The following is a 12,996-nucleotide window of genomic DNA, read 5'->3' as shown; positions in this document are numbered from 1 at the left end:
AGCCCTGGCTCGGCGAACCGTGCCCACTGCCGCTGACACGCTCTATATCAGAGACGTTCCCCGAGAGCAGGGCGTTCACCCTCCATCCAACTACTGTTCGGGGGTGACGTGTTCCCGATACGCCGCAAGCGAACGATGTTTAGGACGCTCGCGGAAGCGGCTGTGAATGGCCGCCCATGACGCATACGGACTCACACGGATCGTCCTTCGGACGCCTGGCGCGGAGCCGGCGCGGGGACGCCGCTTTCGCCCCTGCATCTGAGATGCCGCGTCCGTATCTATTACGTAATCATCTTATGTCGCGGCCGATGCAAGTCCAAGCGAGCAGGCTACGCCCTGAGCACAACGCGGCACACGCTGCTCACCGCCCCGCGCCTCCCCGCTCTTCAGCTCACGCCTCTCCGCCCGTCGCCCCACGCCTCCCCGCTCATCACCTCACGCCTCCCGCTCACTGCCCCGCGCCTCCCGGCGGTCAGCGGGATGCCTGCGGTCGGCGGGACGGCGGCGCGCCGGCGGGTGCACAGGCTGCGCGAGCGGGACGGCCGGGTCAGGGGGACGGCGGGGCGGCCTGGTACCTCGCGACGATCTCGTTCACGACCTCCGCGACCCGGCCGAGGTCGGCGCCGAGCTTGACCAGCGCCTCGGCCCCCGCGCCCTCACCCTCAAGGACGAGCCCGAGCAGCAGATGCTCCGTGCCGATGTGGTCGAGCCCCCGGCCCTGCGACTCGCGGCCGGCCCGCTGCAACGCCCGAGTAGCGCCGGCGGTGAACGGCAGGTGCCCCGACGCCGGCGCCGCACCCTGCCCGACGAGCTCCACCACCTGCCGCCGCGCGTCGTCGAGGCCGATGCCGAAGCTCTCCAGCGCCTGGGCGGCCACCGCCTCACCCTCCCGGAGCATGCCCAGCAGGAGGTGCTCGGTGCCGATGTGGTGATGGTGGAGCGCCCTGGCCTCTTCCTGGGACAGGACGATCACGCGCCGCGCCCGGTCGGTGAACCTCTCGAACAACTCGCCGCTCCTCTACTAAGCAGTCGGTCAGGACGGTGAATGCGTCCCATCCTTCCGTATGCCGGCGAGCGGGCGGCAATTCGCGATCATGGCGGGCGAAGGCGGCGCGCGGCATCCGTACGGACCCTCATCGGTAATCCGCCATCCGGTCAGCCCGGTTACCGGACGTGTCCTCGTGCGGCGGGAGTGACGGCATTGTGCGGGGATGCCGGCGGAACCGGCATTGTGCGAGGGATGCTCATACTTGCCGCTTATGCCCGGCTCATCCGAGCAAGAGGCGGGTTATGCGGGACCCCGCCCTATGCGTTCCGGCTACGGTTTTCCGGCAACCGCGTCAGGAGATACCTGACATGAATGTCACAGCGAGTGAAGACGGCTCCGCGGGTTTTTTCTCATGGCCCGTTCCATGGACGCGTCCGGCGAACGGCTCGGTGCGACGGACCACAACCTCCGCGCGAACCTCAAAGCCCGCCGCACAAGCCAATGCGGAGCGGCCACCGCCAGTTCGTACGCCCGGTTCTCTCACACAGTGAGACGCCTGAACGTACGTTGAATGAGGCATGGCCGCCCCACACGGCATTTGCGCCCGCCGCCCCCACATATGCCGCCACCGCCGGTGAAACGGCACCGTGGAGGGGCCGGACAACGCCTGCACCCAAAACGCCCGCATATGGGCGCCTCAGGAGATCAACTTCCGGGACGCTCCACATTCGGGCGCGCCGCGGAAACGATCATGCGCTTATGGCGGCCGCCGGGGTCCGAGGCGAGCATCATAAGCGCATGGTCGAGAGCCGGCCCCTTAGTGGGCGGCTTCGTACTTCTCCACGACGGTGGAGGCGATGCGGCCGCGCTCGCTGACCGGCAGGCCGTGAGCCTTGGCCCACTGCCGGATCTCGGAGCTCTTCTCGCGGCTCATCGCACGGTTGCCGCCCCGGCCCCGCCGGCGCGGTGATACGGCGCCCGCCCTGCGCGCGTGCTGCACGAAAGGCGTGAGAGCGTCCCGCAGCTTCTTCGCGTTAAGGTCGCTGAGGTCAATCTCATAGGTGGAGCCGTCAATAGCGAAGCTGACCGTCTCATTGGCCTCGCCCCCATCGAGGTCATCGATGAGAATCTCCTGGATCTGCTTGGCCATGTACGCAATCCTTTCGCGGAGCATTGTTTCATTCGCCTGCCCAAACATATACCCGGAAAGGCGTTGAGACAATTCAGCGCTACGGGGATTCGGCTGACTGACCGATCAGTTCTGGCTCTCGGGCTGATCCTCGCGGTTTCGCCGGCCCCCCAGGGCCTCGGACCGGACCAACTTCACTACGCCAAAGATGAAGGCGCCGCCCACCACGACCGGGGGGATGAGCGCTGACAATACGTCTGTAAGGGCTTCCATTCGTCCTCGCCTCCACGGCTTGCGGGGTTTCGGGGGCGCATTAAGCGCTGGGAGCGTGTCCACGAGGAGCGCGGCCCCGCTCATGGCACCCAGGCGGCAACCGCCCGTACCTGACCATAGCGTCACACAGATGCCCTGCGTGTCCCAGGGGCGCCGACATCCGGCAACCCGGACGCCCCATAGCCTAATGCCAGTCTCTCCAGGCTCCTTACCGGATCAACCGAAAATTTTGCGAAAAGGCGTAGCCCCAGGTACGCGCACCTCAGGGAAGATCTTTTACCACCCGCGTTCCCGCCGCCCGGTCGTGCGGGCCGCGCTCCAGCGGCTTGTCCATCAGGATGAGCAGCCCCACCCCGAACAGCAGCATTCCCGCGAGCAGATTGACGACGGGAATGCCCATGAGCATCACCGGGGCGGGATAGACCAGCGTCCGCTTGAGCAGAACCCGGCGCGGCAGGCCCTCCGGCGCCAGCCGAATCCTCATGATCGCCTTACCGAACGTGCGCCCCCGCCGGGAAAGCGCCCACCAGTCGTAGCCCGCATAAGCCGCCCCCGCGCCCAGCCACGCGAAGACCCCCGGCAGCCGGCCGCCGAAGACGTCGGCCATCCCGACAGTCCGGAAGACGGCCCACAGCGCGATGAACAGAATGTAATAGAAGACCCCGAAGACGAGCGCCTCAATCAGCCGGGCACCGAGGCGTTCCCACCATTCGGCAGGCAGCACGTCCGTCCGCGGCGCCGTCCCGGCCATAACTCCCACCTCGCGTCGTCGGGGGCTCGGGTCGCTAACTAATTCTGGTACAGGTCCACGCACAAAACATAGGGGCCGGCGAGGCCGGCCCCTATGTCGTGTCCGCGAGAGACTACTTGATCTTCACCACCACGGTCTTCGCGACCTTGTCGGCGAACGTCTGCTGCAGCGGCTTGTCCCACAGCTGCGAGGCGCCGTTCACGGCCACCACGGCCCACGCCAGCAGGCTGGAGATGAAGCCCAGCGGGACGGCGTTGAGTATCCACCCGCCCCACGTGACCGCGGCCCGCTTCAGCGCCGCGTCCGTGGGCAGGCCGCCGGGCGGCACCGGCTGGCCCACCTGCACGACCTTGATGCCCATCACCATCTTGCCGACGGTCTGGCCCTTGGCCTTCAGCAGGAAGAAGTCGAAGGCCACCCACAGCGCTGTCACGACGATCGACGAGATGATCGACGCCACCGTCACCGTGAGGAACCCGCTGCTGCTTCCGTCCAGGGTCGAGTAGCTGGCCACGGCGAACAGGCCGATGACCAGGCCGATGACGAGGTTCAGGATGAACAGGATGACGAAGTCGATGATCCTCGCCACCAGGCGCTGCCACCACTCCGCCAGCGGCGCCGGCGCCCCCGGAGGCTGCACGCCGACCGGCTGGCCGTACTGCTGGCCGTAACCGGGCTGCGCGTAGCCGCCCTGCCCGTACTGCTGCGGCTGCTGGCCGTAGCCCTGCTGCTGACCGTATTGGTCGTAACCCTGCTGCTGGCCGTAGCCAGGCTGGGCGTAACCGGGCTGGGACTGCTGCTGCTGACCGTAGCCCTGCTGACCGTAACCCTGCTGGTCGTAGCCGGGCTGCTGGCCATAGCCCTGCTGCTGCTGACCGTACGCGGCCTGCTGGCCGTACTGGCCCTGCTGGCCGTAGTCGGGCTGCGACTGGGGCTGCTGGCCATAGGCGGCCTGCTGGCCGTAGTCCGGCTGCGATTGCGGCTGCTGGCCGTACTGAGCCTGCTGGCCGTAGTCCGGCTGGGACTGCGGCTGCTGGCCGTACTGAGCCTGCTGGCCGTAGCCGGGCTGCGACTGGGGCTGCTGGCCGTAACCCTGCTGCTGCCCGTACTGGGGCTGCTGGCCCGACTGCGGCTGCTGGCCGTAACCGGACTGCTGGCCGTACTGCTGCTGGCCATAGTCCGGCTGGGACTGCTGCTGCTGACCGTAGCCCTGCTGGCCGTAGCCGGGCTGGGACTGCTGCTGCTGGCCATAGCCCTGCTGCTGCCCGTACTGGGGCTGCTGGCCCGACTGCGGCTGCTGGCCGTAACCGGACTGCTGGCCGTAGCCCTGCTGACCGTAGTCAGGCTGGGACTGCTGCTGCTGACCGTAGCCCTGCTGGCCGTACTGCTGCTGCTGGTCGTAACCGTGCTGCTGGCCGTACTGGGGCTGCTGGCCGTAGCCCTGCTGACCGTAGCCTTGCTGCTGTCCGTACGGGGGTTGTTGCTGACCGTAGCCCTGCTGCTGGCCATACTGGGGCTGCTGGCCGTAGGCGTCGTCCGCCCGGTAGCCGACCACAGTCACGTCCGGGTCGGGCTCGCCGGGGTGGCGGCCCTGGTTGTGCTGCCCGTAAGGGGTGCCGGGCGGGGGATTCTCGCCGGAATCGTCCTGTGGATACGGCGGCTGTCCGGTGCTCACCGTGTCACCTCGCTTCGAGTGCGCATGTGGCACGTGTCAGGACACATGCCTGTGCTGCCCAACGTATCGACATAGGTATCAACAATCACCTTTCCAAGTGGTCAAGGTCCGCGTCACCCGATGTCAGATGGAGCAGCATCCGGGTGTTGCCCAGGGTGTTCGGTTTGACGTGTTCCAGGTCCAGGAACTCAGCCACGCCCTCGTCGTACGAGGCCAGGAGTTCGGCGTACACCTCGGGTGAGACCGGCGTGCCCTGAATCGGGCGAAAGCCGTGCCTCGCGAAGAAGTCGACCTCAAAAGTCAGACAGAATACACGTCGCAGACCCAGATCCTTCGCGTGCTGTATCAGCGCCGAGACGATCCGATGGCCGACGCCCATGCCGCGGCACGCCGGATCCACGGCCACGGTGCGGACCTCCGCGAGGTCCTCCCACAGCACGTGGAGCGCGCCACAGCCGACAACCTGCCCGCCCCGCTCGGCCACCCAGAACTCCTGCACGTCCTCGTACAGGGTCACGGTGGCTTTCTCCAGGAGCCGCGGACCCGCGCCCGCGTAGGTGTCGACCAGCCGCCTGATCGCCCGGACGTCGGGCGTGCGGGCACGCCGGACCACCACCGCGGTCTCGGGCCCGGTTTCGGACGTCGCCAGCTCGGCCACCTGCTCCATGGCTCTCCAGAGTACAGATGTCATTACGGCTCAGCCTTAACTCCCACGTCTCCGCCCATCCTGTTACATCCGGTGGCCATATGAGCACGCTCTCCACATCCGGCAGAAGGGGCATCGAACGTGACATAAACCCCGTTCTGCCCGGCCGGGCACGAGATCACCTTGTGACCCTTCGGTTGTGAAACCTCTATGAACTCGGCAGTTCCGGTTGAGCACGAACTCGGAGTGCATTAGTGTCCAGCGACGATGTTCCCCGCGTGTCGCGCGCGCGGGACACGCCAAATCCCCGCGAGGGGAGCCGGGGACCCACCGGCGGCGACCCCCATCGCCGTCACCCGGGGTGAATCCGAGTCCGTTCGGTAGGGCTGCTCCGGCCCGAACCCGTCAGCTAACCCGGTAGGCGTCGAGGAAGGGAGCTTGGTTGGTGAAGGGCACGCGCAACGGCGGGCACAGGACGGCGGGCAGGCACGCCCGCCCCCAGGAGAGGGCCGGGCTGTCACGGCGCCTCGGCGGTGTGGTGAGTATCACAGTGGCCGCGCTCCTGATCGCCCTTCCCGTCGGCCCGGCGTCCGCCGACCCCAAGCCCTCGCTGCAAGACCTGGCCAAGCAGGTCGAGAAGATGCACAACGAGATCGAGACGCTGACCGAGGAGTACAACGGCCAGCGGGAGAAGCTCAAGACCGCCAAGAAGGCCGCCGACGCCGCCCAGAAGACGCTGGCGACCAGCGAGGCCGATCTCGACGCCAAGCGCGCGGAAGTCGCGATGCTGGCCCAGAACGCCTACATGACCGGCGGCCTCAACCGCCTGCTGGCCTTCGCCGGCTCCGGCGACCCCGACTCCTTCCTCGACCGCGCCGCCACCATGGACGTGCTGGAGCAGCAGCAGGGCGCCGAGGTCAACCAGGTCACCCAGGCCAGGGAGGCCGCCGAGCGCGCCAGGGCCGGAGCCAAGGCGCGCATCGACGAGGTCCAGAAGATCGTCAGCGAGCTCGACACCAAGCGCGACAAGATCACCAAGCTGGTGACCAAGGTCGAGAGCAACCTGTTCAAGCGGGCGCTCGGCGAGGCCGGCCGGCCCGGCACCCGGGCACAGCGCGTCAACCTGCCGATCGTCGGCAGCGGCAAGGCCGCCCAGGCCGCCCGGTGGGCGCTCACGCAGCAGCTCAAGCCGTACGTGTGGGGCGCCGAGGGCCCCGGCTCCTACGACTGCTCCGGCCTCGTCATGGCGGCCTACCAGAAGGTCGGCATCTCCCTGCCGCACTACACCGGCAGCCAGTGGACGGCGGGCAGGCACATCTCCCGCGAGGAGCTGCGCCCCGGCGACCTGGTCTTCTTCTACAGCGACCTGCACCACGTGGGCATCTACCTCGGCGGCGGCATGATGGTGCACGCCCCGCAGACCGGTGACGTGGTACGGATCGCCTCGATCGCCAACAGGCCGTTCGCCGGCGCGGTCCGCATCGCCGACTGACCGGGAAAGCGCCTCGCATCGCCGGCTGATCGGAAACGCGGTATCGCGTCTCCGGGTGATCGGGAATCGCGCGGTACGCCTCGCCGGCTGAATCGGTATCCCTTCAGCCGGCCCCTCCCCCGTACCGCTCGCCGCTAGATCAACTGGCGGCGGGCCGCCCAAGCCACGGCCTCTATGGCCGTGGCCACGCCGATACGGTCACAGATCCCACGTAGTCTCCTGCGCACTGTGCGCCCGCTGATATCCAGCCGTCTGCCCACTCGGTCTACCGTGACCCCCTTGGCCAGCTCCGCCAGCAACGCAAGGTCCGCATGGCTCAGCTCAACGCCTTCAGTGAGCACGTCCATCGGGAGCCCTCCCCCCCAACAGCTGAACTTGGGCCTCTTGACCGGCCCGAAGTCGCTCCTCGCAGACGGTAAACGCATCCTGGAAAGGTCGTCAAGCATAACAATCTACGCCCTTGACGAGCGCTATTGACATGATCCGATATATGTGACGTACTCGCGATATGTCGGCACCGATCACCTCGCGATGAGCGATCTCGTGGAGCCTTCCGGCGCTCCGAATCCCGAGGTTTGGAGCGCGGCCGACGTCCTGGGTTTTGATCCGTTCGATCGGGAGTTTCTGCGTGATCCTTACTCCCGCCATCGCGAGATGAGCGCGCGCGGCGCCTTCTTCCGTACGCGCGCGGGGCTGCTCGTCGCCACCTCTCACGAGCTCTGCGCGGCCCCTGCTGCGCGACCCGCGCTTCGGCCGCGGCCCAGCCGGGCGGAACGGCGGAGGCGCAGGTCAGCCCGCCGCGTCGTTCCTCTGGCTGGACCCGCCCGACCACACGAGACTGCGCGCCCTGGTGAGCAGGGCGTTCACGCCCCTCATGGTCGAACGGCTGCGCCCGCGCGTCGAGGCGATCACCGCGTCGCTGATCCGCACGCTGCCCGAGGAGGCCGACCTCGTGTCCGCACTGGCGTACCCGCTGCCTGTCATGGTGATCAGCGAGATGCTCGGGGTGCCTGCAGAGGACCGTGAACGCTTCCGCGCCTGGAGCGAGAAGCCGGCGCGCGGCCTTGACCCGATGCTTACAGAAGACCTCTTATCGGAAACCGGACAGGCCAGAAGGGAGTTCGGCGCCTACTTCAGCGACCTCGCCGCGAGGCGTCGGAAGCGGCCCGGCGACGACCTCCTGAGCGAGCTGACGCGGGTGCGGAAACCGACCGAGCCGGAGCTGCTCGCCACTTGCGTGCTGCTGCTCGTCGCCGGCCACGAGACGACCGTGAACCTCGTCGCCAACGGCGTCCTGCCCCTGCTCAGGCACGGGCTGCTGCCCGAGGCGGCGCGGCGGCCCCGGCAGGTGGTGGAGGAGGTGCCCCGCTACGACCCGCCGGTGCAGCCCACCTCCAGGGTCGCGCTGGAGGACGTGTCGCCGGCCGGCACGCCCGTACCGGAGGGCACGCTCGTGATTGCGGTGATAGGCGCGGCCGATCGCCACCCGGCGATCTTCCGGAGCCCGACCGCCTCGCCGGGCCGGCGCCGCCGTACAAGGAGAACGTCGTGCCGCGCGGGCTGGCCGCCCTGCCGGTACGCCTCTCAGGCAGGGGCTAGGCGGCGTCGTAGCGCCGTCTGGCCGCCTCCACGTCCTCGATGTGCTCCTGCGCCCAGCTCTTGATCGCGGACACCAGCGGCATGAGGCTCTGGCCGAGCGGGGTGAGCTCGTAGTCGACGCGGACCGGAACGCTGGGCGTGATCGTGCGCGAGACCAGGCCGTCGCGCTCCAGGACGCGCAGGGTCTGCGTGAGCATCTTCTGGCTGACCCCGGCGATCCGCCTGGACAGGTCGCTGTAGCGGCGCGGGCCCTGCGACAAGGCGGTGAGCACCAGCGTGACCCACTTGTCGCTGAGCCGGTCGAGCAGCTTCCTGGAGGGGCACTCGGCGAAGTACGCGTCGAACGCCTGCCGGGCCTCCTCGCGCCGCTCCGCCGCCGTCTTGGTGGCCACTCTTCCTCCACTCCCTCGGGGTTGGTTACATACTTTCAGGTGCCTACTTACCAGAAGAGAGTAGCCTTTTCTAGGGTCCGAGGCATGACGAACATGCGTGCACTCATCGGTGGCTCCGGCGCTCCCAGGCTGGTGGAGGTGCCCGTGCCGGAGGCAGGCCCCTTCCAGGTGCGGATCAAGGTGGCCGCGGCGGCGGTGAACCCCTTCGACCTCGCGGTCGCCGCCGGCACCGTCGCGGACTACGGGGTGGCCCGCCGGCTGGACTCCTACGGGCTGGGGTTCGACGTCGCGGGCGTCGTGGACCAGGTGGGCCGGGGAGCGGCCTTCGAGGTCGGAGAGGAGGTGATCGGCCTGGCCGCCCGGCTGGAGCTGCCGACCAAGGCCCAGGCCGAGTACGTGGTACTGGACGCCTCGGCGGTGGCGCGGGCACCCCGGGGGCGTACGGCCGTGGAGGCGTCCACGATCCCCCTGAACGCGCTCACCGCCTGGCAGGCGCTGGACCGCGCCGGGGCCGGGCAGGGCCGGACGTTGCTGGTCACCGGGGCAGCAGGGGCCGTGGGCGGCTACCTGGTCGAGCTGGCCGCCCTGCGCGGCGCCCGGGTGGTGGCGGTCGCGGGGGCGGCCGACGAGGAGCTGGTACGCGGCTTCGGCGCCGAGTGGTTCGTCCCCCGGGGCGACGGCCTGGCCGAGTCCGTACGGGCTCTGGTACCGGGCGGGGTGGACGCCGTGGTGGACGCGGCGGTGCTCGGCCTGGCGGCGCTGGACGCGGTCAGGGACGGCGGGACGTTCGTGGCGCTGTCGGCCGGGGTGGCGCCGGTGGGGCTGCGCGGCATCGACGTGGCCACGGTGTTCTTCAGGGCCGACGCGGGGCAGCTCGCCGAGGTGGTGCGGCTGGTGGAGGCCGGACGGGTGACGCTTCGGGTGGCCGGGACGTACCCGCTGGAGAAGGCCGCCGACGCCCACGCCAGGATGGCGGCGGGCGGCCTGCGCGGCCGCCTGGTCCTGGTCCCCTGAGGTTCAGGGTGGTCTCACAACCCGCACAACGCCCGAGGCCCGGTCGTCGGGACGACCGGACCTCGGGCGACGCGCGTTGCTCTACTGGGTGGGCTTGACCAGCGGGAACAGGATGGTCTCGCGGATGTTCTTGCCGGTGAAGGCCATGATCAACCGGTCGATGCCCGCTCCCATGCCCCCGGTCGGCGGCATGGCGTACTCCAGCGCCTGGAGGAAGTCCTCGTCGAGTTGCATGGCCTCGGGGTCGCCGCCGGCGGCGAGCAGGGACTGCTCGACCAGCCGGCGGCGCTGGTCGATCGGGTCGTTGAGCTCGGAGAACGCGGTGCCGAGCTCGGTGCCGAAGCCGATCAGGTCCCACTTCTCGGTGAGGACCGGGTCGTCGCGGTGCACGCGGGCCAGCGGGGAGGTCTCCACCGGGTAGTCCATGACGAACGTGGGCTGGATCAGCGTGTGCTCCACCAGCTCCTCGAACAGCTCCTGCACGAGCTTGCCCGGCCCCCACTTCGGATCCCAGTGGATCTCGCGACGGTCGGCGATCTTGCGCAGCTCGTCGAGCGTGGTGGCGGTGGTGATCTCCTCGCCGACGGCGTCGGAGACGAGCTGGTAGAGCGGGACGCGCGGCCACTTCTCGCCGCCGAGGTCGACCTCGGTGCCCTCGTGCACGACCACGGTGCCGCCCAGCGCGGCCTCGGCGGCCCGCTGGATCATCCGCTGCGTCAGGTCGGCCATGTCGTGGTAGTCGAGGTAGGTGCCGTAGGCCTCGACCATCGTGAACTCGGGGTTGTGCGTGGAGTCGGCGCCTTCGTTGCGGAAGGTGCGGCTGATCTCGAAGACCTTCTCGATGCCGCCCACGACGAGCCGCTTGAGGTAGAGCTCGATCGCGATGCGAAGGTAGAGCTCCATGTCGTAGGCGTTGATGTGGGTCTTGAAGGGCCGGGCCGCCGCGCCACCGTGGATCGGCTGCAGCATCGGCGTCTCGACCTCGAGGTAGCCCTCCTCGTGCCAGAAGTCGCGTACGGCGCGCACGGCGGAGCTGCGCAGCCGGGCCATCTTCCTGGCCTCGTCGTTGACGATGAGGTCGACGTAGCGCTGGCGGACCCGCGCCTCGGGGTCGGTGAGCCCGACGTGCTTCTCCGGCAGCGGGCGCAGGCACTTGGCGGTGATCTGCCAGCTCTCGGCGAGGATGGACAGCTCGCCGCGGCGGGAGGTGATGACCTCGCCGGTCACGCCGATGTGGTCGCCGAGGTCGACGTCGCGCTTCCAGCGGGCCAGCGACTCCTCGCCGACCTTGTCGAGCGAGATCATCACTTGCAGGTCGGCGCCGCCGTCGCGGATGGTGGCGAAGCAGAGCTTGCCGCCCACGCGGTTGAGCATGACGCGCCCGACCACGCCGACGCGGTCGCCGGTCGCGGTGTCGGGCTCCAGGCCCTGGTATTTCTCCCTGACCTCGGCGTTGGTCGCCGTGCGTGGGAAATTCACCGGGTAAGGGTCGACGCCCTCGCTGCGAAGGCGGTCGAGCTTCTCCCTCCGGATGCGCATCTGCTCGGGAAGTTCGTCGCTCACAACAACAAAGGGTAGGGGATATGGCGAACTGCAAGGGCTCGTCGGTCCCCTGAAGGAGCGCTGCAGGGTCGCTGAAGGAGCGCTGCAAGAGCCCCGGTTTACAAATTCTTCACGAGCTCGGGGGGGAGCCGGTAGGGAGCCGGCCCAAGGGAGCTCTGGGAGAGAAAGATGTTGAAGAAGATCGTGACCGGTTTCGCCGCCGTCGCCGCCACCACCGCCGTGGCCCTGTCACTGCCCGCGTCGGCCCAGGCCGACTCCTACGACTACTCCGAGTACTGGGGCCCCGTCTACGCCAAGCACTACCTCGCCAAGGCGCAGGGCTGGGTCGGTGTCGACTGGGACCACGAGGGCGAATCGAACGAGGTCACGGTCAAGGGCAGGCTGTTCGACCTGGACAACCGCTCGTACGACGAGGGCGGCAAGTGCGCGTACGTGCAGTTCGAGGCCAGTGACTTCGACGGCGACTGGTCCCCGGTCTACTCGAAGAAGTACTGCGGCTACCCCGGCTACAAGAAGTTCGGCTTCGAGGAGCACGACGTCTACAGCCTGCGGGTGAAGGTGTGCCAGGTCGGCCCGCAGGGCGGCTACCCGAAGAAGTGCGGCCCGTGGGAGTACCTCTACACCGCTGAGAGCGAGTGACCTGGCCGTTGAAGGCGGCCCCCACCCGGCAAGGGGTGGGGGCCGCTTCTTCATGACGTGTTGCGGTGGTAGATCAGCCGGAGCCCGATGAGGGTGAGCCACGGCTCGTGGACGTCGATCGAGCGCGACTCGCCCACGACCAGGGCCGCGTGCCCGCCGGTGGCGACCACGGTGACCTCGTCGGGATCGTCGGCCAGCTCGGCCGCCATGCGCTCGACGATGCCGTCCACCTGGCCGGCGAAGCCGTAGATGATGCCGGCCTGGAGGGCCTCGACGGTGTTCTTGGCGATCACCGAGCGCGGCCTGACCAGCTCGACCTTGTGGAGCTGCGCGCCGGCGGCGGCCAGCGCGTCCACGGAGATCTCGATGCCGGGGGCGGTGACGGCGCCGACGTACTCGCCCTTGGCCGACACCGCGTCGAAGGAGGTGGCGGTGCCGAAGTCGACGATGATGCAGGGGCCGCCGTACTGGTCGATGGCGGCCAGCGCGTTGACGATGCGGTCGCTGCCGACCTCCTTGGGGTTGTCCATGCGGACGGGGACCCCGGTGCGGATGCCCGGCTCCACGATCACCGCGGTCACGTCGCCGTAGTAGCGGCGGCACATCTCGCGCATCTCGTTGAGCACGCTGGGCACGGTGGAGCAGATGGCGATGCCGTCGACGTCGGCCCCCTTGAGCAGCGGCGACTGGGCCAGCAGGCCCTGGAGGACGACTGCGATCTCGTCGGCGGTGCGGCGGGCGTCGGTGGCCAGCCGCCAGTGCTCGATGACGTCCTCGCCCTCGAACAGCCCCAGCACCGTGTGCGTGTTGCCGACGTCGATCGTGAGCAGCATCA

General features: G+C 68.8%; 13 protein-coding genes and 1 riboswitch. Of the genes, 4 read left to right on the top strand and 9 right to left on the bottom strand.

The genetic code is table 11. From position 1 onward, the window contains the following. Positions 1 to 547 precede the first annotated feature (547 nt). The 5 genes from HCN51_RS43250 to HCN51_RS43230 form a co-directional block, all read right to left on the bottom strand. Positions 548 to 1,006 carry a Clp protease N-terminal domain-containing protein gene (locus HCN51_RS43250; RefSeq protein WP_168017798.1) on the bottom strand — a complete coding sequence of 153 codons (459 nt, stop codon included), beginning with the start codon at positions 1,004 to 1,006 and terminating at the stop codon, positions 548 to 550. 799 nt (positions 1,007 to 1,805) lie between these two features. Beyond that, the gene (locus tag HCN51_RS43245; protein ID WP_080047412.1) at positions 1,806 to 2,138 is read right to left on the bottom strand and encodes a histone-like nucleoid-structuring protein Lsr2; all 333 of its coding nucleotides are present in this window, start codon (positions 2,136 to 2,138) and stop codon (positions 1,806 to 1,808) included. Between the two features lie 514 nt (positions 2,139 to 2,652). Then, positions 2,653 to 3,141: an RDD family protein gene (locus HCN51_RS43240; RefSeq protein ID WP_168017797.1), complete on the bottom strand. Its 489-nt coding sequence runs from the start codon at positions 3,139 to 3,141 to the stop codon at positions 2,653 to 2,655. Positions 3,142 to 3,253: 112 nt separating this feature from the next. Next, on the bottom strand, positions 3,254 to 4,816 hold the full coding sequence (locus tag HCN51_RS62645; RefSeq protein WP_168017796.1) for an RDD family protein: 1,563 nt from the start codon (positions 4,814 to 4,816) through the stop codon (positions 3,254 to 3,256). Positions 4,817 to 4,901: 85 nt separating this feature from the next. Further along, on the bottom strand, positions 4,902 to 5,483 hold the full coding sequence (locus HCN51_RS43230) for an amino-acid N-acetyltransferase (protein ID WP_080044354.1): 582 nt from the start codon (positions 5,481 to 5,483) through the stop codon (positions 4,902 to 4,904). A gap of 266 nt (positions 5,484 to 5,749) precedes the next feature. Next, positions 5,750 to 5,901, top strand: a riboswitch (cyclic di-AMP (ydaO/yuaA leader). 99 nt (positions 5,902 to 6,000) lie between these two features. Here HCN51_RS43230 and HCN51_RS43225 point away from each other — a divergent pair. Next, the gene (locus HCN51_RS43225) at positions 6,001 to 6,954 is read left to right on the top strand and encodes a C40 family peptidase (protein ID WP_230465727.1); all 954 of its coding nucleotides are present in this window, start codon (positions 6,001 to 6,003) and stop codon (positions 6,952 to 6,954) included. A gap of 134 nt (positions 6,955 to 7,088) precedes the next feature. On the opposite strand, the gene HCN51_RS43220 is transcribed toward HCN51_RS43225, so the two are convergent. Next, entirely contained in the window at positions 7,089 to 7,301 is a 213-nt protein-coding gene (locus tag HCN51_RS43220) for a LuxR C-terminal-related transcriptional regulator (protein WP_043615366.1), read from the bottom strand. A gap of 503 nt (positions 7,302 to 7,804) precedes the next feature. On the opposite strand from HCN51_RS43220, the gene HCN51_RS43215 reads away from it, so the two are divergent. Continuing rightward, positions 7,805 to 8,617 carry a cytochrome P450 gene (locus HCN51_RS43215; RefSeq protein ID WP_168017795.1) on the top strand — a complete coding sequence of 271 codons (813 nt, stop codon included), beginning with the start codon at positions 7,805 to 7,807 and terminating at the stop codon, positions 8,615 to 8,617. Here the strand turns inward: HCN51_RS43215 and HCN51_RS43210 are convergent. Continuing rightward, a complete protein-coding gene (locus HCN51_RS43210; RefSeq protein WP_168017794.1) occupies positions 8,550 to 8,945 on the bottom strand; it encodes a winged helix-turn-helix transcriptional regulator in 396 nt (131 codons plus the stop codon). The genes HCN51_RS43215 and HCN51_RS43210 overlap by 68 nt on opposite strands. Before the next feature lie 84 nt (positions 8,946 to 9,029). Here HCN51_RS43210 and HCN51_RS61790 point away from each other — a divergent pair, with 84 nt between their 5' ends. Continuing rightward, positions 9,030 to 9,959, top strand: a complete 930-nt coding sequence (locus HCN51_RS61790; RefSeq protein WP_277350229.1) for an NADP-dependent oxidoreductase — start codon at positions 9,030 to 9,032, stop codon at positions 9,957 to 9,959. An 81-nt stretch (positions 9,960 to 10,040) separates the two neighbouring features. On the opposite strand, the gene lysX is transcribed toward HCN51_RS61790, so the two are convergent. Continuing rightward, the gene (gene lysX, locus HCN51_RS43200) at positions 10,041 to 11,522 is read right to left on the bottom strand and encodes a bifunctional lysylphosphatidylglycerol synthetase/lysine--tRNA ligase LysX (protein ID WP_168017793.1); all 1,482 of its coding nucleotides are present in this window, start codon (positions 11,520 to 11,522) and stop codon (positions 10,041 to 10,043) included. Between the two features lie 168 nt (positions 11,523 to 11,690). Between lysX and HCN51_RS43195 the strand changes: the two genes are divergently transcribed. Then, positions 11,691 to 12,161 (top strand): hypothetical protein, encoded by a 471-nt coding sequence (locus HCN51_RS43195; protein WP_168017792.1) that lies wholly within the window; start codon positions 11,691 to 11,693, stop codon positions 12,159 to 12,161. 50 nt (positions 12,162 to 12,211) lie between these two features. Here the strand turns inward: HCN51_RS43195 and HCN51_RS43190 are convergent, their stop codons facing one another. Beyond that, positions 12,212 to 12,994 (bottom strand): type III pantothenate kinase, encoded by a 783-nt coding sequence (locus tag HCN51_RS43190; RefSeq protein WP_168017791.1) that lies wholly within the window; start codon positions 12,992 to 12,994, stop codon positions 12,212 to 12,214. Positions 12,995 to 12,996: the final 2 nt, after the last annotated feature.

This window comes from Nonomuraea composti, from assembly GCF_012034275.1.
Classification (GTDB): Bacteria; Actinomycetota; Actinomycetes; order Streptosporangiales; family Streptosporangiaceae; genus Nonomuraea; species Nonomuraea composti.
Note: the sequence above shows the minus strand (reverse complement) of the source record. Positions and strands in the feature narration are given on the sequence as shown.